General features: G+C 60.1%; 23 protein-coding genes. 11 read left to right on the forward strand and 12 right to left on the reverse strand.

What is annotated here, in order from left to right; translation table 11 throughout:
• Positions 1-96 precede the first annotated feature (96 nt).
• Complete coding sequence (locus tag ACZ5C3_RS13055) at positions 97-489, forward strand: nuclear transport factor 2 family protein (protein ID WP_464038065.1); 393 nt, start codon at positions 97-99, stop codon at positions 487-489.
• Between the two features lie 112 nt (positions 490-601).
• Positions 602-1276 (forward strand): carboxymuconolactone decarboxylase family protein, encoded by a 675-nt coding sequence (locus ACZ5C3_RS13060; RefSeq protein WP_464038066.1) that lies wholly within the window; start codon positions 602-604, stop codon positions 1274-1276.
• A gap of 74 nt (positions 1277-1350) precedes the next feature.
• Here ACZ5C3_RS13060 and ACZ5C3_RS13065 read toward each other — a convergent pair whose 3' ends face one another.
• From ACZ5C3_RS13065 to ACZ5C3_RS13075, 3 genes are all read right to left on the reverse strand, one after another.
• A complete protein-coding gene (locus ACZ5C3_RS13065; protein WP_464038067.1) occupies positions 1351-1719 on the reverse strand; it encodes a nuclear transport factor 2 family protein in 369 nt (122 codons plus the stop codon).
• 51 nt (positions 1720-1770) lie between these two features.
• Positions 1771-2481 carry a helix-turn-helix transcriptional regulator gene (locus ACZ5C3_RS13070; RefSeq protein ID WP_464038068.1) on the reverse strand — a complete coding sequence of 237 codons (711 nt, stop codon included), beginning with the start codon at positions 2479-2481 and terminating at the stop codon, positions 1771-1773.
• Positions 2482-2585: 104 nt separating this feature from the next.
• The gene (locus tag ACZ5C3_RS13075; protein WP_464038069.1) at positions 2586-2999 is read right to left on the reverse strand and encodes a DUF4260 domain-containing protein; all 414 of its coding nucleotides are present in this window, start codon (positions 2997-2999) and stop codon (positions 2586-2588) included.
• Positions 3000-3188: 189 nt separating this feature from the next.
• On the opposite strand from ACZ5C3_RS13075, the gene ACZ5C3_RS13080 reads away from it, so the two are divergent.
• From ACZ5C3_RS13080 to ACZ5C3_RS13090, 3 genes are all read left to right on the forward strand, one after another.
• On the forward strand, positions 3189-4721 hold the full coding sequence (locus ACZ5C3_RS13080) for an acyl-CoA carboxylase subunit beta (protein ID WP_464038070.1): 1533 nt from the start codon (positions 3189-3191) through the stop codon (positions 4719-4721).
• A gap of 65 nt (positions 4722-4786) precedes the next feature.
• Positions 4787-5995: an MFS transporter gene (locus tag ACZ5C3_RS13085; RefSeq protein ID WP_464038071.1), complete on the forward strand. Its 1209-nt coding sequence runs from the start codon at positions 4787-4789 to the stop codon at positions 5993-5995.
• A 583-nt stretch (positions 5996-6578) separates the two neighbouring features.
• The gene (locus tag ACZ5C3_RS13090) at positions 6579-6893 is read left to right on the forward strand and encodes a hypothetical protein (RefSeq protein ID WP_464038072.1); all 315 of its coding nucleotides are present in this window, start codon (positions 6579-6581) and stop codon (positions 6891-6893) included.
• Between the two features lie 10 nt (positions 6894-6903).
• Here the strand turns inward: ACZ5C3_RS13090 and ACZ5C3_RS13095 are convergent, their stop codons facing one another.
• Together ACZ5C3_RS13095 and ACZ5C3_RS13100 are read right to left on the reverse strand one after the other, a co-directional pair.
• The gene (locus ACZ5C3_RS13095) at positions 6904-7188 is read right to left on the reverse strand and encodes a hypothetical protein (RefSeq protein WP_464038073.1); all 285 of its coding nucleotides are present in this window, start codon (positions 7186-7188) and stop codon (positions 6904-6906) included.
• A 108-nt stretch (positions 7189-7296) separates the two neighbouring features.
• Positions 7297-7629, reverse strand: a complete 333-nt coding sequence (locus ACZ5C3_RS13100) for a hypothetical protein (RefSeq protein WP_464038074.1) — start codon at positions 7627-7629, stop codon at positions 7297-7299.
• Between ACZ5C3_RS13100 and ACZ5C3_RS13105 the strand changes: the two genes are divergently transcribed.
• Positions 7630-7824 (forward strand): hypothetical protein, encoded by a 195-nt coding sequence (locus ACZ5C3_RS13105; protein WP_464038075.1) that lies wholly within the window; start codon positions 7630-7632, stop codon positions 7822-7824. It begins immediately after the preceding gene.
• Positions 7825-7887: 63 nt separating this feature from the next.
• On the opposite strand, the gene ACZ5C3_RS13110 is transcribed toward ACZ5C3_RS13105, so the two are convergent.
• Entirely contained in the window at positions 7888-8136 is a 249-nt protein-coding gene (locus ACZ5C3_RS13110; protein WP_464038076.1) for a GCG_CRPN prefix-to-repeats domain-containing protein, read from the reverse strand.
• 234 nt (positions 8137-8370) lie between these two features.
• On the opposite strand from ACZ5C3_RS13110, the gene ACZ5C3_RS13115 reads away from it, so the two are divergent.
• Both ACZ5C3_RS13115 and ACZ5C3_RS13120 read left to right on the forward strand, forming a co-directional pair.
• A complete protein-coding gene (locus ACZ5C3_RS13115) occupies positions 8371-8808 on the forward strand; it encodes a hypothetical protein (protein WP_464038077.1) in 438 nt (145 codons plus the stop codon).
• 205 nt (positions 8809-9013) lie between these two features.
• Positions 9014-9277: a twin-arginine translocation signal domain-containing protein gene (locus tag ACZ5C3_RS13120; RefSeq protein WP_464038078.1), complete on the forward strand. Its 264-nt coding sequence runs from the start codon at positions 9014-9016 to the stop codon at positions 9275-9277.
• Between the two features lie 87 nt (positions 9278-9364).
• Here ACZ5C3_RS13120 and ACZ5C3_RS13125 read toward each other — a convergent pair whose 3' ends face one another.
• The 4 genes from ACZ5C3_RS13125 to ACZ5C3_RS13140 form a co-directional block, all read right to left on the reverse strand.
• Entirely contained in the window at positions 9365-9625 is a 261-nt protein-coding gene (locus tag ACZ5C3_RS13125) for a GCG_CRPN prefix-to-repeats domain-containing protein (RefSeq protein ID WP_464038079.1), read from the reverse strand.
• A 50-nt stretch (positions 9626-9675) separates the two neighbouring features.
• Complete coding sequence (locus ACZ5C3_RS13130) at positions 9676-10692, reverse strand: alpha/beta fold hydrolase (RefSeq protein ID WP_464038080.1); 1017 nt, start codon at positions 10690-10692, stop codon at positions 9676-9678.
• Between the two features lie 140 nt (positions 10693-10832).
• Entirely contained in the window at positions 10833-11657 is an 825-nt protein-coding gene (locus tag ACZ5C3_RS13135) for a hypothetical protein (RefSeq protein WP_464038081.1), read from the reverse strand.
• 121 nt (positions 11658-11778) lie between these two features.
• The gene (locus ACZ5C3_RS13140; protein WP_464038082.1) at positions 11779-12465 is read right to left on the reverse strand and encodes an ArsR/SmtB family transcription factor; all 687 of its coding nucleotides are present in this window, start codon (positions 12463-12465) and stop codon (positions 11779-11781) included.
• 75 nt (positions 12466-12540) lie between these two features.
• Here ACZ5C3_RS13140 and ACZ5C3_RS13145 point away from each other — a divergent pair, with 75 nt between their 5' ends.
• The gene (locus tag ACZ5C3_RS13145) at positions 12541-12846 is read left to right on the forward strand and encodes an NIPSNAP family protein (RefSeq protein ID WP_464038083.1); all 306 of its coding nucleotides are present in this window, start codon (positions 12541-12543) and stop codon (positions 12844-12846) included.
• Positions 12847-12926: 80 nt separating this feature from the next.
• A complete protein-coding gene (locus ACZ5C3_RS13150; RefSeq protein ID WP_464038084.1) occupies positions 12927-13751 on the forward strand; it encodes an isocitrate lyase/PEP mutase family protein in 825 nt (274 codons plus the stop codon).
• A gap of 78 nt (positions 13752-13829) precedes the next feature.
• Here the strand turns inward: ACZ5C3_RS13150 and ACZ5C3_RS13155 are convergent, their stop codons facing one another.
• Positions 13830-14186 carry a hypothetical protein gene (locus ACZ5C3_RS13155; RefSeq protein WP_464038085.1) on the reverse strand — a complete coding sequence of 119 codons (357 nt, stop codon included), beginning with the start codon at positions 14184-14186 and terminating at the stop codon, positions 13830-13832.
• A 72-nt stretch (positions 14187-14258) separates the two neighbouring features.
• The gene (locus ACZ5C3_RS13160) at positions 14259-14483 is read right to left on the reverse strand and encodes a hypothetical protein (protein WP_464038086.1); all 225 of its coding nucleotides are present in this window, start codon (positions 14481-14483) and stop codon (positions 14259-14261) included.
• Between the two features lie 432 nt (positions 14484-14915).
• On the opposite strand from ACZ5C3_RS13160, the gene ACZ5C3_RS13165 reads away from it, so the two are divergent.
• Positions 14916-18404: an indolepyruvate ferredoxin oxidoreductase family protein gene (locus tag ACZ5C3_RS13165; RefSeq protein ID WP_464038087.1), complete on the forward strand. Its 3489-nt coding sequence runs from the start codon at positions 14916-14918 to the stop codon at positions 18402-18404.
• Positions 18405-18517: the final 113 nt, after the last annotated feature.

The raw sequence follows: 18517 nt of genomic DNA on the forward strand, positions 1-18517 counted from the left end.
GGAAGGACTCGCGGGAAAAATGGAGCGAACTTCTAAACCACCACACTAGGTGCGAACATGTTAGGCTTTCTGTAAATCACGAACAGGGAGCCAAGGATGTCATCAGCAGTGCCGTCATGGAAAGATCTCGCCACGCGCTACAATGCAGCGTGGAACGCGCACGATGTACCGGCCATCATGGCTTTTCACGTGGATGACACCAGCTATCAGCGCCACGGCATCCCGAAAGTCTATCGCGGCAAGGAAGCCGTCGCCGAGCAATTTGCCAAAGACATCTCCGGTCTGCCCGGCATCCATTTCGAGCCGGTCGCGCTCTACGGCAGTGACGATCACTTCGTCTCGGAGTCCATCATCACCGCGACCACGGCGAACGGCGAGCCGGTGCGCATGGAGCTGGTGGACGTGATCACGCTGCGCGACGGCAAGGTGGTCAGCAAGTCCAGCTATTTCGTCACCAGCCGTCCGCCACGGGACAAGCCCGCGGCCTGATCGAAAGTCGTTATGATTATTTGCCATGGTGCATCGGCGATGCCGCAATAGGCAAGCCGTGCATGAACCGCTTATCCTTATTGCATCAAAAAAGAAGCAATGGAGGAAACGCATGGATGCAGGAAAACGAGCGGCATCACGATCGCTCTGGCTATGTTCGCTCGCGGTTGCGACAGGTGCGGGCTGGTTCGCGGCCACCGCATTTTCACCCGCCGCCAAAAGCGAAGAGCCGCGCTTTCCGGTCCTGACCATGGATCAGTTGAGCGAGAAGCAGAAGCCGCTCGGCGAGCAGGTGATGAAGGTGTCGAGCGTCGGCATCGGTGGACCGTACAATCCGATGATGCGCAGCCCCGTGCTCGGACAGCGGCTGTTCGATCTGTATCACTATCTGCGCTGGGAAACGTCTGTCCCCACGAAGTTGAATGAATTCGCCATCCTGATCATCGGGCGGCAGTGGCGCTCGCAGGTGGAGTGGTACGCCCATGCGCCGCTGGCGGCGAAGGCCGGGCTGTCGCCGCAGATCATTGCCGACCTGAAAGCCAACAAGCGTCCGGCGAACATGTCGGAAGAGGAGGCGGTGGTGTATGATTTCGTCACCGATCTCACCACCAAGCATGCGGTCTCCGACGAGCTGTTCGCCAAGGCGCGCAAGCTGTTCAACGACCAGCAGCTCGTGGACCTGACGTCTGTGGCAGGCGCCTACGTGTCTGTCGCGATGCTGCTGGCCATGGCCGAGGAGACCACGCCGCCCGGCAAGGAAGAGCCGTTCAAGCCGGGCGAACCCTAGTGCGGCCAACTCCGGCAGCTTAGCGCCAGCCTGACATACTCAGGTGGTCGGGATTGATACGTTTGGCCAATGACTCAGACCTTGGTCTTATTCTTGATGATGATCAGCTGGGTAATTTGATTGCCGCGCAGGCTGAAGTAGAAACTCAGGATCAACGGGTCGGGCAGGCCGGTCTTGTCGTAAGTGCCGTCAAGCTTGGCATGGACGGTGACGTCACCATGGCGATCCCAGGCGCGCTGGACTTCCATCGTCACTTTGGCTCCGAAAATCTCCTTCTCGCCGAAACCGCGGATCGCGGCGGTGCCGATGAACTCACGCTGGATATCATTTAGCATGGCATCTGGAGCGAATGTCGCCATCCAGGCTTCGACATTATGGGCATTACAGGCGGCGATATGGTCGGCGACTACTTTTGGTAGATTGTTGGTAATATCGATTGTCATGACGATCTCCTTTGCACGGGGTGTTGCGAAGGTTTTACGCGCATCCTCCTGTCAGTTTCCGTCAGGAGAGATTTTCCGGTTCGCCAGCCTGTCGAGGTGGGTGCGCAGGCGGCGCACGAGGTTTGCGCGCTGGGCGGGGTAGCGGTCCAGCGGCGTCATCGCGACGATCCGATCCGTGCGGAAAGTGCGGAAATCCTGCCGCAACTCGCACCAGGCGAACAATACGCGCGCTTGGTCCGTGAAGCCGATTTGGATTGGCCAGATGATGCGTTCGCTACGCCGCCCCTGTTCGTCGCCATAGCCGATATCGAGTCGGACGCGGCCGCGAATTGCCGTGCGCAGCTCATCGATTGGCACGCTATTCTGGGGAAAGCTCGGGGGTGGTCCTGGCAAAGAGAGCGGGTTTGTAAGCTGCGCCTGGGCCTGGGGCGATAATACCGCACTTATTTTTGCCAGTGCGACAGAAGCCGCCGCTTTCAACACGGCGTCACCACGCTGATCAACGTAGCGCAAACCCAGCGTGATCGCCTCGACCTCGTCTTCCGACAACATGAGCGGCGGCAGGAAGAGACCAGGTCGCAGGATATAGCCGACGCCGGCCTCGCCGTCGATTGGTGCGCCCTGCGCGATGAGTTCGGCGATGTCGCGATAGATCGTTCGTTCAGAGACCTCCAGCGCTTCGGCCAGACGCACGGCGGTGACCGGCTGATGGCGTCCGCGCATAGCTTGAAGCAGGCGGAGGAGACGTGCGGAACGGGACATAAAGCAACTGGACCTTTGATCCACTCTACGACGGATTGCTGACAGTTTGTGTCAGGAATCGAGATCGGATCGAAGGTTCAGACGAACAAGGGAGACGTCTCGCCTTAAGTCTTCGCGTCTCGGCCGATGCGGCCGAGGTGGGTGTAGCCGAACCCGGCGCGGTATTTCAGCCCGTAGCCCAGCGCGCGGTCGAGCCCGATATGCGCCAGCCAGATCAGCGCGATGGCGAGCACATAGGCGTGGGCCGCGAAGATGTAGCCGAGGATAACCAGCAGTAGAGGGCCGCAGGTGTCGTGGGCGAGGTTGTAGACCACCGCGCCGACACGCGGGCCGGCGAGATAGCCGAAGAAGCTCAGGTCCGGGGCGAAGAACATGATGGCGAACGCCGTCCAGGACAGGCCCGAGTTGGCGTAGAGCAGCACGCACAGCGCCAGCAGCCCCAGTCCCTCCAGCCGCAGCAGGATACGGACACCCCCGGTGACAGCGCCGGCGGTGTCAGTCGTCATGTTGTCAGTCATTTAGCGGATTCCCTTGAAGTCCTATCGTGCAGTGCAATGCAGCCCTGAGCCGCCGTTTTCGTGTCCGCCCGGGCGTTTTCCCCCGGCCAAATCGCGTGCTAGAAAGTTGGCCAGCGAGAATGAACAAGGACGGCGCCAGCCGCCCAAACAACCAAAAGGCGGTGCTAACCGCCAATCGGGAAGATATCCATGAAGCACATCCTCGAAGCACTCGATGAGCGGCGCGCGGGCGCGAAACAAGGCGGCGGCGAGAAGCGCATCGAGGCTCAGCACGCCCGCGGCAAGCTGACTGCCCGCGAGCGCATTGAGCTGCTGCTCGACAAGGGCTCGTTCGAGGAATTCGACATGTTCGTCGAGCACCGCTCGGTCGAGTTCGGCATGGAGAAGAACAAGATCCCGGGCGACGGCGTCGTCACCGGCTGGGGGACGGTCAACGGCCGCAAGACGTTCGTCTTCGCGAAGGACTTCACGGTGTTCGGCGGCTCGCTATCGGAAACTCACGCACTGAAGATCACCAAACTGCAAGACATGGCAATGAAGGCGCGGGCGCCGATCATCGGCCTTTATGATGCAGGCGGGGCGCGCATCCAGGAAGGCGTCGCGGCGCTGGCCGGCTACTCATACGTCTTCCGCCGCAACGTGCAGGCCTCGGGCGTGATCCCGCAGATCAGCGTCATCATGGGCCCGTGCGCGGGCGGCGACGTCTACTCGCCGGCCATGACCGACTTCATCTTCATGGTGAAGAATACCAGCTACATGTTTGTCACCGGCCCGGATGTGGTGAAGACCGTTACCAATGAAGTGGTCACCGCGGAAGAACTCGGCGGCGCCTCGGTGCACGCGACGAAATCCTCCATCGCCGACGGCGCGTTCGAGAACGATGTCGAGACGCTGCTGCAGATGCGCCGGCTGATCGACTTCCTGCCGTCCAACAACACCGAAGGCGTGCCGGAATGGCCGAGCTTCGACGACATCGAGCGCACCGATGAGTCGCTCGACACGCTGATCCCGCAGAACCCGAACCAGCCTTACGACATCAAGGAATTGATCCTGAAGGTGGTGGACGAGGGCGATTTCTTCGAACTCGCCGACACCTTCGCGCGCAACATTGTCACCGGCTTCGGGCGCATCGCGGGCAAGACGGTGGGCTTCGTCGCCAACCAGCCGATGGTGCTGGCGGGCGTGCTCGATAGCGACGCCTCGCGCAAGGCCGCGCGCTTTGTCCGCTTCTGCGACGCGTTCAACATTCCGATCGTCACCTTCGTGGACGTGCCGGGCTTCCTGCCGGGCACCGCGCAGGAATACGGCGGCCTGATCAAGCACGGCGCCAAGCTGCTGTTTGCTTACAGCCAGTGCACGGTGCCGCTGGTCACAGTGATCACCCGCAAGGCCTATGGCGGTGCATTCGACGTCATGGCGTCGAAGGAAATCGGCGCGGACATGAACTATGCCTGGCCGACGGCGCAGATCGCGGTGATGGGCGCGAAGGGCGCGGTGGAGATCATCTTCCGGCAGGACATTGGTGACGCCGAGAAGATTGCCGCGCGCACCAAGGAATACGAGGACCGCTTCCTGTCGCCGTTCATCGCGGCCGAGCGCGGCTATATCGACGACGTCATCATGCCGCATTCGACCCGCAAGCGTATCGCGCGTGCGCTGGCGATGCTGAAGGACAAGCATGTCGAAGCGCCGATGAAGAAGCACGACAATATACCACTATAAGTAGAATTAATGCGGGACTTCCCGCCTCAATTCGCTAAAGTGGTGCGGTGAATCGCGGAGGACGGGTGTCGAGTCCTATGGTTGAAGAGCGGCCGGCACCATTTCTGCCTCTGCGATGGCAAATCCTGCTCGTGCTGTTTCTGGCGCGCAGCTCGATGGCCTATCAGTTTCAGAGCATCGGCTCCGTCGGGCCGTTTCTGATCGATGGCTTCCACATCGACTTCACCTGGCTCGGCACGCTGATCGGCCTCTACATGCTGCCGGGGGCGGTGGTGGCGCTGCCGAGCGGCGCCATCGGCCAGCGCTTCGGTGCGCGGCGGGCGGTGATCTTCGGATTGTTTCTGATGTTTGCCGGCGGCCTGCTGACCGCCTCGGACAACTTCAACATTGTCCTGACCGGTCGCCTCATCAGCGGCATCGGCGGCGTCATCCTCAACGTGATGATGACCAAGATGGTCACCGACTGGTTCGCCGGCCATGAGATCGTGTTCGCCATGTCGGTGTTCGTGGCGAGCTGGCCGTTCGGCATCGCGCTCGGGCTGATGACGCTGCCGCTGGTGGCGGGCGCCTGGCACTGGCCGGCGGCGATGATTGTCGCCGCGGGTCTTGCACTGGTCGGGCTTATGCTGATGGCGGCGCTGTATCGCGATCCGCCGCGCAATCTGGATGAGCCTGTCGCGAAGTTCAGCATCTCGATGGACAGCCGCGAGTGGCTGCTGGTGTCGATCGCTGGCCTGATCTGGGGGCTCTACAACGTCGGCTACATCGTGCTGGTGAGTTTCCTGCCGGAGCTGTTCACATCGCGGGGCTATACCCATGAGGATGCGGCGCGGATCGTCAGCGTGCTTGGCTGGGCGCTGATCTTCTGCGTGCCGCTGGCGGGCTACGTCGCCCAGCGCGTCAACCGTCCCAACTTGCTCATGACACTGGGCTTCGGCCTCGTTGCACTTTCTGCGCTCGCGCTGCCGTTCATCAGTGCGTTCATGCCGACGTTCTTCTTGATCGCGGTGGTGGCCGGTCTGCCTGCAGGGCTGATCATGTCGCTGGCGTCGCAGGCGCTGTCGCCGCAGAACCGCGCCATCGGCATGGGCGTATTCTACGCGTTCTATTACGCCAGCATGGCGATCCTGCCAGCGCTTGCGGGACGCGTGCGTGATCTCTCGGGAAGCCCTGCATCACCATCGCTGTTCGCTGCTGGGATGATGGGGCTGTCGATCGTGGGGCTGATCGCGTTTCGCGTGGCGCAGAGATGGAAGCCGGTCGGGGATCGGTGATGGCTATTTTCTACAGAGCTGTTGCGGGAGTTCTGACAACGCGAAAGACGGCATATCGATGCGCTGTCATTTTTGCTTCGATGATAGGCGCTTTCGGATTTAGCTTTTCGGCTAGTGCCCAAGAGCATCTGTCGAAAAGCACAAAAGCTGAGCATGAACTTTTTCTAGGGGGATATGCGCGGTCAAACAGCAATTGTGAGGGCATTGATCCTCCGAAAATTAATCTCGATCTGAGCCCGGAGCACGGGATTGTCTGTTTGCGACGTGCAGGTGTTTGGCTCACGAAAGTTGTAGAATCTAATCTAGTGCACTGCCTGCGGCGAAAAGTAAGTGGCATCCACGTCATATATGTGCCGCGTGCTGGCTACGCAGGGTTGGATAAGGTCCGTTATACTGCGGAGTATCCTACGGTACAGTACTCGGTCGAAGTGGATCTGACCGTTCTGCCTGATGATTCTTCGCCAGGTGGAGTGCTTAAGAATATCGACGCGTCCGCTGGCAAGAACGGTCAAATTCTGGGACCTATCCATGAGTGCAGTGCTCTCGTGTCTTAGCTTGTGCGTTCTGTTCAGCGAGTCATCTCATGCCCCGTCACATTTTCATCGTCCGTGCCTCCGTTCCTGATCCCGCCGAGCGTGAGGCTTTCGATGCATGGTATTCGCGAGAGCATTTGCCGGATGCGGTGAAATCGTTCGGCTGCATGCGCGCGTGGCGGTTCTGGAGCGTGGTTGATCCGTCGCAGCATTCGGCGATGTATGAGTTCAATGACCGTGAATCGCTCGACCGCGGGACCACGGGCGAGGAGATGAAGCGGCTGGTGCGGGACTTCGACCGCGACTGGCCGAATATCAAGCGCACGCGCGACATTCTCGTGCAGTCCGAGAACTTCAGCGCCTAATCCAAGTCCGTCATTCCTTCCATGGCCGCAGCTCGCGGGTCGCACCTGGACTCAAGCCCGTGTGGCGCTTGACGGTGTCGTAGCCGCGGTCGGTGGTCTTGTAGGTGACTGTGCTATCGTAGGGCTTGCCGTCAGCGGTCGCCGTCAAGTTCAGGATGATGGTGCCGTCGCTCTCCATGCGCGCCGTGCCGGTGTAGGGCATCGAAGGGCGTGCGTCGGTCGAAGGCCGCACGTCATCGGCCAGCGCAGTACCGGTCACACACAGCATCAGAATGGTCAGGATTGTCTTGGTCATTCGGTCTCTCCAGACAGCCAGTCTGGGGGCGCAATCCGGCGCAAATATGTGGAGTGGCGGCGCTATCGTAATGTGCTTACGAACGCGAAAGCGCGGAGTGATCCATCACTAACATAGATGCCGTCGCGCGCTGATGCCGGCGACGATCTGCATGATGCCACCCACCAGCCAGCAGACGCCGAGGATGATGGTGGAGCGTGTCGATGGATTGGCGTCGAACACGATGATGTAGACCGACAGGAATGCAGCGAGCGTTGCGAGGAAGGTGCCGATGGCGCTGAACAGCTCAACCGGATCGGTCCGTTCTGAATTGCCGGCCGTATGTCCGGCGGTGCTATGTGGTGGGATATCGATACCGAGATAGAAGCCGACAGCGCCGAGGATCATCAGCCCAAAGACCAGTGCGACCGAGCCGAAGGCCTCGACGCGCGAACTGGCCATATGGGCGGCGACGAACAAGCCGCAGGAGCCGCCAGCCATCGCCAAGCCGATCCGCTCAATGATATGGGCGGCTTTGCTGGTCCGGGAGCGGGTGGCGGGTCGCGAGATGCTGGTTTCGGCCATCCTCTACCAAGCGCGGAACTGGAAAAGGTTGCATCGCAACTGCAAAAATATTTTTCGATTGAAGTGGAATAAAAAGCTCACCTCAAAAAAGAAAAACCCCGCCGAAGCGGGGTTTTATTAAGCGATATCAGTCGCTCACCACCAGGTGCGGCAAACGCGACGGCCTGGGCCCCAGTAGCGGCAGCGGCGCACAGCCGGAGCAACCACGACAGCGCGCATCGGCCGGCAGGCGCCCATTGGGCCGCGGGCGAAGCCAGGGCCGCAGCCCTGTGCAACATGAATCACGTCAGACGACTGGCTAGCGGGAGCGAGCGGCATCGCGCTGGCTGAACCGAGGCCAACAACGGTGGCGGCGAAGAGGGCTGCTGCAAACAATGTCTTCATGGGATTCCCTTCCAATTCCAAATGAGGCGCGAATCAAAACGCGCGCCATGAGTCCATTTAAATCATGGCAGCAAGGAGTCCGTATGAAGAGCGCCTTGCCTGCTGTGACGGACGTACAAAACGCTATCATCCATGAATGATGAATGAATGAATTTGAAATGTTGTGATGTGAACCTTGTTGCATCGCCACACGACTAATCAGTGGAAACGCTAAATTAATTTTTGAGGGGCTGCATGATTCGAAAATCCATTGGCATGGTGATTGCCGTCTTCGCGATCAGTCCAGCCTTCGCCGATGTAACGGCGGTCTGTAAACTTGCGGATGACAAACGCACTGTCACTGTCGCGTTTACAAATCCGTCATCCCAGACAATGGCGTGCGATGCGAACTGCGATATGGCGGTGCCGAACGGATTCGGCACCGTGTCCTGCAGCAAGCAAGTCCCTGGTGGCGCGACAGATTTGGTGTTGTGCACGGAAGTGAAGAAAGGCGGCGTTGAGTATTCGCGCGTCAAAGGCGTTGAGACCAACTGCCGCGATGTGAATGCTGCAGCTGCTCCGGCCGAACAGGACAAAGACGCTGACAAAGACGCTGATGAAGACGATGACGCAGAGATGCAGCGCATTCAGAAGCAAGCGCAGGAGCTTCTCAACCAGATGAAGAAGAAATGACATCCGCGACGTGATGTGACATTCGCGATTCCATCGGTGTGAAAGCAATCATCATGCCGCGAATGAGGGATATGCATGCGTTCACAAGGTGGAGGCAATGCATCACGTTCTCCGAATGGAACCAAAACGATTCACACTGCGTTCATCGGCGGTGCGGAAGAGTTGCGGTGTTGCAACCTCGCTCACGTGAAGAGGAAATTGGAATATGGAACGTCGTAACTTTCTGAAGTTCGCCCTCGGCTTTGCCGCTGGCGCTGGTGTTCTCGCCGCGGCAAGTGCCAACGCAGCACCGATGCTCGCTCCCCAATCGCAGATGACTGGTCCGCTCCCCAAACCCGAATTGCCCGCAGAGCCTGCTGTGGTCGATCAGAACGAAGTCGAACATCTCAAGCCCGAGCAGGTTTACTGGCGCCGCCGTCACTGGCACCGCCGTCGCCACCATCGTCGTTGGCATCGCCGCCACTGGTAAGCACGCGCTGCCGTTTAAAAATGAACCCCGGTTCGAGTGGCTCGAGCCGGGGTTTGTTTTTGTCTGTCTTTTTGTAAACGGGCCGCGTCACTCGCGGCGGCATTTGCCCAGCCAGTTGCGGCGATAGCCGAGCGGGCACTTGCGCGCGAATATCCGCATCAGGGCAGGGCCCTTCGCCTGCGGCCGGCAGGCGCCGCCCGGTATGCGCTCGAACCCGACACCGCATCCGTCCTTCACCACGATGATGGTGTCAGCCGGCATGGAGAGAGGCGCGAGCGGCGCCGCGCGAACGGCGTCGATCTGAAACAGCAAGGTGGCAAGAAGGATCGCTGCGACTAGCGTCTTCATTGGGTATTCCTGTTTTCAATCTGGCGTAACCTGGCGCCGCTCACATTGCATTATTTCGCGAGGAAGCCGAGCATCAATTCGTTGAATTTCGGTGCAGCCTCAATGAATACGAGGTGGCCGACGTTCGGGATCACTTCGGCTTTCGCATCCGGCATCTTGGCGGCAAATTCCTTAGCAAGGTCGGCGTTGTGGCCCATCTTCGGCCGCAGCGCTTCCGGCGCGTTCGGCTTGCCGGGCGCGTTGTGATCGTCCTCGCCCATGATGAACAGGGTCGGCCGCGTAATCAGCGGGATCTCATGCGCCACCGGTTCGCGGTAGATCATCTGTGCCGAGCTGACAAAGGCCTTCAGCCAGCGGGGATAATCCGCCGCGCCTTTGATGTTGAAACGCGCATCAACGTACGGTGTGATCTGCTCCGGCGGCAGCTTCAGCGAATAATTGGTGATGAGCTGCTTGCGATAGCCGTCCGGGGTGAGCTTGTCCTCGTGCTCCAGGATCGCCTCGGTCGGCGTCGGCGGCACGTAGAGGCGGTAGTCCTCCAGGCCGATGGGCGCGACCAGCAGCAGTTTGGATACGCGATCAGGATAGGCGCGGGTGATGCGCACACCGAGCATGCCGCCGAGCGAGTGGGCGACGACATCGACTTGCTTGAGTTGCAAGTGATCGAGCAGGGCGACGGTGTTGCGCGCGAGAATATCGAAGTGCAGGTCGAAGGTCGGCTTGGAGGATTTGCCGAAGCCGATCTGGTCCGGCACCACCACGCGATAGCCTGCGTCGGTCAGCGTCTTGATGACTGGCGCCCAGTAGCTCGACGGGAAGTTGCGCCCATGCAGCAACAGAACGGTGCGGCCGTTCGGGTTGGCCGGCGCCACATCCATATACGCCATGCGCACCTGCTCGCCTTCATTGGTCAGGGGCAGCATGTGCACAGGATAGGGATACGCAAAGCCCTCAAGCCCGATGCCGTAGGGCTCTTTCGCCGCCGGTGCGGGGGAGGTCTGCGCGTGTGCCGAGGACAGCAATGCCAGTGAGGCGAGTGCCGACACGGCAATGGAAAAGCGGTTCATAAAAGTCTCCTGGAATCTTGCATTTCTTACAATGCGGCTCTGCGTATAGAGCGTCGGGAGTCACGGTGCCATGACAATGCCGTGACCTCCAAAAGACGTGTATAGGCGGCCGCGCGGGGCCTTGGTTTCAAGCCTTGGTTTCAAAGCTTCGGCGCGTTGCCCGGTGCACTGTTAACCGCCGCGTCTTTCTCCGCAGCAAACGCGTCCGCATCGATCCTGGCTGCGCTGACGATCTGCTTGAAATCGATGAGTGTAAACTCGGCCTTGCCGACGCGATCCGGCGCAGTGCCCGGAGAGAGTTCAACAGTAAGGAGGCCGTCGCAATTGGCGGCCTTCGCGTCATCAAGCAGCTTGCCGAGCGATTTGTCGCTGGCCTGCGCGTGCTTGAACACCGCAACACAACTGCCGCGGCCATTGGCATCGTTCAGCGCAACCGCCGCCTTGGGATTGATCGGCGCGTTAAGCGCTTCGATCGCTGAGGCGGGATCGTACTTCTGCTTCACCGAGACGACCTTGCCGCCCTTGTAGAAGTAGTAGAGGCGTCCATCACCAATGGCGGTGGGCTTGTCGCCATACTTCGCCATCACCTGCTGGATCATATCCGATTTGGTGAGCTGCTTGTCGTTGGCAAAGCCAAGGGTGCGGGAGACGTAATAGGCGCGGTTCGCGCTGGCAGACGAAGAGAACATCGCCAGCATTGACTCGCCGGCGCGATTGCCGCTTGCGGGCGAAGCGAATTTCATCGACGTGACATAGGTCACGTTGGTGCTGCCGAATTTCTGCTGCGTGGATTCCGGCTTCACGCCGGGCAGATCCTTCAGATACGCCTCGAAAACGGACGCCGCCTTGCTGCCTTCGGTCGCAGTCGACAGCCCGACGATGTCCGGCTGCAACTTGCCGGAGAACGCCGTCTCAGGTGATTTCGGCTTGATCTCGTAGGCTGAAGCCGCAACAGGAACAGCCACTGCCAAAAACGCAATTAAACCTGCGCGGAACATCGATCACCTATGCAATCAAGCGGTAAATAGCCGGAAAACGCGGCGGATTACGCCAATTTCTCTGTCCGGATGTCAACTGTGGAATTCATTACTCAGGCGAGCCGAACAGCGCCTTGAACTGCATTTCGCCTTTGGGGGTAAACGCGACGATGCGGCTTCCGGTGCGGCGTTTGGCCCATTTCAATTCGTAGAACCGCTCGAGAATGGCCGCGCCTAGCGCGCCTGCGAGGTGGCTGCGTCGCACGCTCCAGTCGAGACAGTCCTTGCACAGCGGGCGGCGCGTTCCGCCCAGCGCAGGTAAATCAATGCCGAACTCGGCCATGAAGCGCTCGCCATCCGGGGTGAGGGTGACTGTTCCCTTGTTCCGACGGATGAAGCGCTTCTCCGTCATGGTGTCGAGCATCCGGACACCCAAGTCACCCGCAAGATGGTCGTAGCAGACACGGGCACGGCGCAGTTCCGGATCCGATGGGCCGGTGCGTGTGCGCAGATGTCCGGCGCGCGCGGCAAGCCCCATCAGTCCTTCCAACACAGCAGCAACATCAGGGCCGCTGAGGCGGTAGTAACGATGGCGCCCCTGTTTCTCAGGGACGATGAGGCGGCCGCTTTCGAGTTTTGCGAGATGCGAACTCGCGGTCTGCGGCGTGATGCCGGCTTCCTGCGCGAGCTCGGTTGCGGTGAGCGCGCGGCCGCTCATCAGCGCGGTGAGCATGTTGGAACGTGCGGGATCGCCGACAAGCGCGGCAATCATAGTCATGTCTGGTCCTGCTTTCATACTTCGATCCTAATCGAAGCATTGACGACAGGCAACGCGGTAATGTTCGGGTCGTTAAAGTCGGAGAGGTGAACGATGATCACGGTTTTCATTCGCTACCAGATCGATCCTTTCAAGAATGCGCAATTTGAAGAGTATGCGAAGCGGTGGCTCGACATCATTCCGGCATGCGGCGGAGATCTGCTTGGCTATTGGATGCCGCATGAGGGCACGAACAACATCGCATTCGGCCTGATCTCGTTCCGCAGTCTTGCGGACTACGAGACCTATCGCGCACGGCTGAAAGTGGATGACGCAGGGAAGGCCAATTTCAACTTCGCACGGGAGCACAGATTCATTTTGGCAGAAAAACGGACGTTCTTGCGGCAAGTGGAACGCTGACGCGGGTGTCGGTTGATTTTGCATCGCGCAGGCCGCATCGTCGGCTCCGCCAACGCAGATAACATAAATGGAGAAGGCGGATGTCAGTCTCGGTCGCACAGAAGCGGGCGGAATTTCGCAAATTGCATGAGAGCGGATGTTTCGTCATTCCAAACCCGTGGGATGTCGGTGGCGCGCGTCTGCTCGCAAACATGGGTTTCAAGGCGCTGGCGTCCACAAGTGCAGGCTTTGCGTGGTCGATCGGGCGCCGTGACAACCAGGTGACGTGCGACGACGTGATCGCGCATCTGACGACGCTGTGCGAGGCGACGGATCTGCCGGTGAATGCGGACTTTGAGGCGGGCTTTGCGCATGATCCCGCCGGTGTCGCCGCCAACGTCACGCGCGCTGTTGCAACCGGCGTTGCCGGATTGTCGATCGAGGATACGACCGGCGATGCTTCGAAGCCGCTTTACGAGATGACGCTTGCAGTGGAGCGCATCCGCGCAGCGCGCAAAGCCATCGACGACAGCAAAAGCGGTGTGATGCTGGTTGGCCGCTGTGAAAGCTTTCTGATCGGGCAGCCTGATCTCGACGCGACCATCAAGCGGCTCGTTGCCTATGCGGATGCAGGCGCGGAGTGTCTCTATGCGCCGGCGCTCAAGACGAAAGAACAGATTGCGGAAGTCGTGAAGGCGGTAGCGCCAAAGCCAGTCAATGTGCTGATGGGTATGCCGGGATGGAGCGTCGCTGAGCTCGCGGATCTCGGCGTGCGGCGTATTAGTGTCGGAAGCTCGCTGGCGCGCGCAGCCTGGGGTGCGTTCTTGCGTGCCGCACGTGATATCGCCGACAACGGCTCGTTCGATGAGTTCGGAAAAGGCGTTCCGTTTGCAGAGATTAACGGGGTGTTGGCGAAAAAGGCGTGACCGCCGAGAACTGTTTAAAACAAAAAGGGCGAGCATTGGTGCTCGCCCTGATCGCCTCAGCAAGAGAGAGTTGCGCGCTTACTGTTTCGCAGGTGCGGCCGGAGCTGGCGCCGGTGCCGGTTTTGCCGCAGGTGCTGTCGGAGCCGCCGCTGAGCCCGAGCCCGTGGTTTGCTGGCTGGTCGCAGCGGGTGCCGTCTCCTGGGCGGTCCTGTCGTTTGGATTCATCGAGCCGTTATTCAGCCCGTAGAACACCACGCCGAGGATCGCGACAACCGCAATCGCAAACAGGGCGATACGGCTACCGCTTGCCGGGCCTTCTGCGAGTTCAGGATCGGCCTGAAGCTCGTTATCCAGCCGTTCGGCGCGCTGCCGGATCAGCTCTTCGTTGGTCGGAGTCGTCCGATATGGGTCGTTGGGGTTGTGCTCAATTGCCATAAGCCGTTCCTCCAGTTGTACAACAGGACAATCACGGGGCGGCTGGGTTGTTCCTTGGCTTCCTGACCAGGATCAGTTGGCTGGGCTGGAAATAGACGGCGGATTTTGGATCTCGTGCGGGGCAGGGTGCATCTGCGCCAGGATGAGCGCCAGCCCCACCAGAAGCGCCACGCCAACCATGGCTTTCAGCGGCTTATTGCGCTGAGTGAAGTGGAAGTCCTGGTAGATATCAGGCGCGTCCGCGTAGCCGCGTTTGTCCTTGTCGGACGCCCACCTGTTTCCCGAAATCAGGGCCATAAGCATTTCCTCCAAACTTTTTTGGTTTGTCCGGTTCTTGGTGACCGGGTTCGACGTCCAGGTTCAACCTGCCATGACGTTTGTCCGGTTTCTTGCAGAGGCTAATGGCCAGAGCGAGGCACCGTTCCTGCGGAGCCTTGCGTGTGGCTCGGGGCAGCTTTGCGGAACATTCTGCAGATTGAGGGGGGCGCCAACTTCCTCACTGGAAAAGAGGCATTCATGTCGTTTGTTTCGGTGAAAGCCGTCATTGCGACATAACGCGTCATCGGGGCGAGGGTGGGCGATGTAAAATTGCCGTTAGATAACAACGCACTGGCGCACAGATTTATGATGCACTCGCAACGAAAAGCGACATAGACTGGTTCTAATTGGAGACTGGTCTAACTGGACTCGTCCAAACGCAACAACAGCCCGTCGAAGAGGCAAATTGAAATGGGAATCAACCAGGGACCTATTAGTCTCGACCAGAAATATACCCAGGGTTCGGGACATGTTTTTCTAACCGGCATTCAGGCCCTGGTGCGCCTGCCGATGGCGCAGATCCGGCGCGACCGCGCGGCGGGTCTCAATACGGCGGCTTTTGTTACGGGCTATCGGGGCTCACCGCTCGGCGGTTATGATCAGCAGCTTTTTGCAGCGCGCAAACATCTTGATCAGTACGGGGTCAAGTTTCAGCCGGGCGTCAACGAGGACCTCGCCGCCACCGCGATCTGGGGATCGCAGCAGCTCAATCTTTCGCCCGGCGCCAAGCACGATGGCGTGGTGGGCATCTGGTACGGCAAGGGCCCCGGCGTTGACCGCTGCGGCGACGTCTTCCGCCACGGCAACGCGGCGGGTTCGGCGAAGAATGGCGGCGTGCTGTGTCTGGCCGGCGACGACCACGGCGCGAAGTCGTCGACTGTGCCGCACCAATCGGACCATGCGTTCATCTCCGCGCTGATGCCTTACCTCTATCCCTCGAGCATCCACGAGATGATCGAAATGGGGCTGCTCGGCATCGCCATGTCGCGTTATTCCGGCTGCTGGGTCGGCATGAAGGTCATCACCGAAACTGTGGAGACCACGGCGGAGATCGATCTCGCCGACGAAATGAAGCCCTTCATCATTCCAACCGATTTCGAGATGCCGCCCGGCGGCCTCAACCTGCGCTGGCCGGATGATCGCTTCGCGCAGGACCGGCGCCTGCAGGACTACAAGGGGTTCGCTGCCGTCGCATTTGCGCGCGCGAACAATGTCAACCGTATCACCATGGATTCGCCGAACGCCCGCTACGGCATCATGGCGTCCGGCAAGAGCTACGAGGACATCCGTCAGGCGCTGCGCGAACTCGGTATCACCGAGGAAGTGGCCGCGAAGATCGGCCTGCGGCTCTACAAGATCGGCATGCCATGGCCGCTGGAGCCGGAAGGCGTCCGCAAGTTCGCCGTCGGTCTCGAGGAAATCTTGATCGTGGAAGAGCGCCGCGAGATCATCGAGAACCAGGTCAAGCAGGAGCTGTTCAACTGGCGCGATGACGTACGTCCGCGCATCGTCGGCAAGATGGACTCGCACGACAAGCGCTTCCTGCCGTTCGCGGAAGAGCTGAGCGTTGCGTCACTGGCGACCTCGCTGACCGAGCGCCTGCTGCAGCTCGATCTCAATCCTGAAATCGTTTCGATGCTGCGCGCCAAGGCCGACTGGTTCAACGGGCGGCAGGCCTCACAGGTGCAGGCCGTAGCACCAGTGACCCGTACGCCGTATTTTTGCTCGGGCTGTCCGCACAACACGTCGACCAAGGTGCCGGATGGCAGCCGCGCGCTCGCCGGCATCGGCTGTCACTTCATGTCGCTGTGGATGGATCGCAACACCGAGACCTTCACGCATATGGGCGGCGAGGGCGTGCCATGGACCGGCATCGCGCCGTTCACCAACGAAAAGCACATATTCGCCAATATCGGTGACGGCACTTACTTCCACTCGGGAAGCCTCGCGATCCGGCAGGCCGTCGCGTCCAAAGCGAACATCACCTACAAGATCCTCTACAACGACGCCGTCGCCATGACCGGCGGCCAGAAGCATGACGGCGATCTGTCGCCACAGCAGATCACGTTCCAGCTTCACAGCGAAGGCATTCGCGAAATTTACCTGGTGTCGGAAAATCCCGACGCCTATCCGGCGAGCACCATCGCGCCGGGGACAAAGCTCGCGCACCGCGATGAGCTCGACCAGGTCATGCGCACAGTGCGCGAGGTGCCGGGATGCTCGGCCATCGTGTTCGTGCAGACCTGCGCCGCTGAAAAGCGCCGCCGCCGCAAGAAGGGCATTCTGGAAGATCCGTCACGGCGCGTGATGATCAATCCGGCAGTCTGCGAAGGCTGCGGCGATTGCTCGGTGCAGTCGAACTGTATTTCTGTTGAGCCGCTGGAAACCGAGCTGGGTCGCAAGCGCGTCATCAATCAGTCGAGCTGTAACAAGGACTATTCCTGCGTGAAGGGCTTCTGCCCGTCGTTCGTCACCATTGACGGCGGCGCGCTGCGCAAGCGCGCGCCGGTCGATCTCGGCGATCTTGGCGTGCTGCCGGAGCCGGCCTCAAAGCCGTCGCTCGATCGGCCTTACAACATCGCCGTGGGCGGTGTCGGTGGCACCGGCGTGCTGACCATTGGCGCGCTGCTCGGCATGGCCGCGCATATCGAAGGCAAAGCCAGCATGATCCTCGACATGTCGGGGCTCGCGCAGAAGGGTGGCGCGGTGTTGAGCCACGTGCGGCTGTCGCAGCACACGGCTGATGTCACGTGCTCGCGCATCGTCACCGGAACAGCCGACCTTTTGATTGCGGCTGACGAAGTGGTCGCAATTGCCAAGGAGACGCTGTCGCTCTGTGAATCGTCGCGCACCCACGGCGTTATCAATACGCATCTTATTCCGATCGCGGACTTCATCATGAACCGCGATTTTGATTTCCAGCGTGGCAAGGTCAATCTTGTGTTGGAAAATGCCTTGAACAAGGATTCGGCATTCCTCGACTTCACCAAGCCCGCGGAGGCGCTGCTGGGTGACTCCATCGCCACCAACATGATGATGATGGGTTACGCCTATCAGAAGGGATTGTTGCCGGTTGGCGTGGAAGCGATCGAGCAGGCGATCGAGTTGAACGGCGTGGCGATCAAGATGAACACGCAGGCGTTCCGGCTCGGCCGTCTCGCGGCGATCGATCCCGCGCGTCTTGCGAAGATGATGAGCGGCGATGCGCCTGAAGCGCCGAAGACTCTGGATCAAATGTCGCTCGACGAGATCATTGCCCATCGCACCAAGCTTCTGACCGACTATCAGAACGAAGCCTACGCGGCGCGCTATGTTCATTTGGTCGAGCAGGTGCGCAAAGTGGCGTTCGATGGCGGTTACGGCGAGGCGGTGCCGCGCGCGGTGGCCATCAACTACGCCAAGCTGCTTGCGTACAAAGACGAGTACGAAGTGGCGCGCCTGTTCACCGACAGCAAGTTCATGGACAGCGTCAACAAGCAGTTCGACGGTAACTTCAAGATGAGCTTCAATCTTGCGCCGCCGATGCTGCCGGGCAAGGACGCATCGGGCCGCCCGCGCAAGCGCGCGTTCGGTGCGTGGATGCTGCCGGTGTTTGGTCTGCTCACGAAGCTTCGCTTCCTGCGCGGGACGATCTTCGATCCGTTCGGTCACAGCGAGGACCGCAAGCTCGAGCGCGATCTGATCAAGGGCTACGAGCAGGATGTGGTCACGGCGGTGAAGTTGCTGTCGCCGCGGACCCATGACATCGCGGTCGAACTGCTCTCGCTGCCGGATCAGATCCGTGGCTACGGTCCGGTGAAGGAAGCATCGGTCAAGAAAGCGAAGGCGCGATACGAGCAGCTTGCGAAGGACCTTGTCAATCCGCCGGAGCTCGCTCCTCAGCCGATCGCTGCAGAATAGAACGCGCGAAAGCGCGTTCGTTCGCCCTGCGAAATTGAAGGTGCTTGCCAAGCGCGTGTTGGCGCGCGAATTATCCTGCTGGGAAGAAGAAAAAAGACACGCCAGCGGAGACT

Source organism: Afipia dichlorophenoxyacetatis, assembly GCF_055386385.1.

Excerpts from the sequence above, each read along its gene's own strand:
- ACZ5C3_RS13070 (WP_464038068.1), bottom strand. The coding sequence starts at position 2,481 with ATGTCCCGTTCCGCACGTCTCCTCCGCCTGCTTCAAGCTATGCGCGGA.
- ACZ5C3_RS13100 (WP_464038074.1), bottom strand. The coding sequence starts at position 7,629 with ATGGCCAGTTCGCGCGTCGAGGCCTTCGGCTCGGTCGCACTGGTCTTT.
- ACZ5C3_RS13120 (WP_464038078.1), top strand. The coding sequence starts at position 9,014 with ATGGAACGTCGTAACTTTCTGAAGTTCGCCCTCGGCTTTGCCGCTGGC.
- ACZ5C3_RS13150 (WP_464038084.1), top strand. The coding sequence starts at position 12,927 with ATGTCAGTCTCGGTCGCACAGAAGCGGGCGGAATTTCGCAAATTGCAT.
- ACZ5C3_RS13090 (WP_464038072.1), top strand. The coding sequence starts at position 6,579 with ATGCCCCGTCACATTTTCATCGTCCGTGCCTCCGTTCCTGATCCCGCC.
- ACZ5C3_RS13145 (WP_464038083.1), top strand. The coding sequence starts at position 12,541 with ATGATCACGGTTTTCATTCGCTACCAGATCGATCCTTTCAAGAATGCG.
- ACZ5C3_RS13115 (WP_464038077.1), top strand. The coding sequence starts at position 8,371 with ATGATTCGAAAATCCATTGGCATGGTGATTGCCGTCTTCGCGATCAGT.
- ACZ5C3_RS13160 (WP_464038086.1), bottom strand. The coding sequence starts at position 14,483 with ATGGCCCTGATTTCGGGAAACAGGTGGGCGTCCGACAAGGACAAACGC.
- ACZ5C3_RS13075 (WP_464038069.1), bottom strand. The coding sequence starts at position 2,999 with ATGACTGACAACATGACGACTGACACCGCCGGCGCTGTCACCGGGGGT.
- ACZ5C3_RS13125 (WP_464038079.1), bottom strand. The coding sequence starts at position 9,625 with ATGAAGACGCTAGTCGCAGCGATCCTTCTTGCCACCTTGCTGTTTCAG.
- ACZ5C3_RS13060 (WP_464038066.1), top strand. The coding sequence starts at position 602 with ATGGATGCAGGAAAACGAGCGGCATCACGATCGCTCTGGCTATGTTCG.
- ACZ5C3_RS13105 (WP_464038075.1), top strand. The coding sequence starts at position 7,630 with ATGGGCGGCGACGAACAAGCCGCAGGAGCCGCCAGCCATCGCCAAGCC.
- ACZ5C3_RS13110 (WP_464038076.1), bottom strand. The coding sequence starts at position 8,136 with ATGAAGACATTGTTTGCAGCAGCCCTCTTCGCCGCCACCGTTGTTGGC.
- ACZ5C3_RS13080 (WP_464038070.1), top strand. The coding sequence starts at position 3,189 with ATGAAGCACATCCTCGAAGCACTCGATGAGCGGCGCGCGGGCGCGAAA.
- ACZ5C3_RS13165 (WP_464038087.1), top strand. The coding sequence starts at position 14,916 with ATGGGAATCAACCAGGGACCTATTAGTCTCGACCAGAAATATACCCAG.
- ACZ5C3_RS13130 (WP_464038080.1), bottom strand. The coding sequence starts at position 10,692 with ATGAACCGCTTTTCCATTGCCGTGTCGGCACTCGCCTCACTGGCATTG.
- ACZ5C3_RS13155 (WP_464038085.1), bottom strand. The coding sequence starts at position 14,186 with ATGGCAATTGAGCACAACCCCAACGACCCATATCGGACGACTCCGACC.
- ACZ5C3_RS13065 (WP_464038067.1), bottom strand. The coding sequence starts at position 1,719 with ATGACAATCGATATTACCAACAATCTACCAAAAGTAGTCGCCGACCAT.
- ACZ5C3_RS13055 (WP_464038065.1), top strand. The coding sequence starts at position 97 with ATGTCATCAGCAGTGCCGTCATGGAAAGATCTCGCCACGCGCTACAAT.
- ACZ5C3_RS13095 (WP_464038073.1), bottom strand. The coding sequence starts at position 7,188 with ATGACCAAGACAATCCTGACCATTCTGATGCTGTGTGTGACCGGTACT.
- ACZ5C3_RS13140 (WP_464038082.1), bottom strand. The coding sequence starts at position 12,465 with ATGAAAGCAGGACCAGACATGACTATGATTGCCGCGCTTGTCGGCGAT.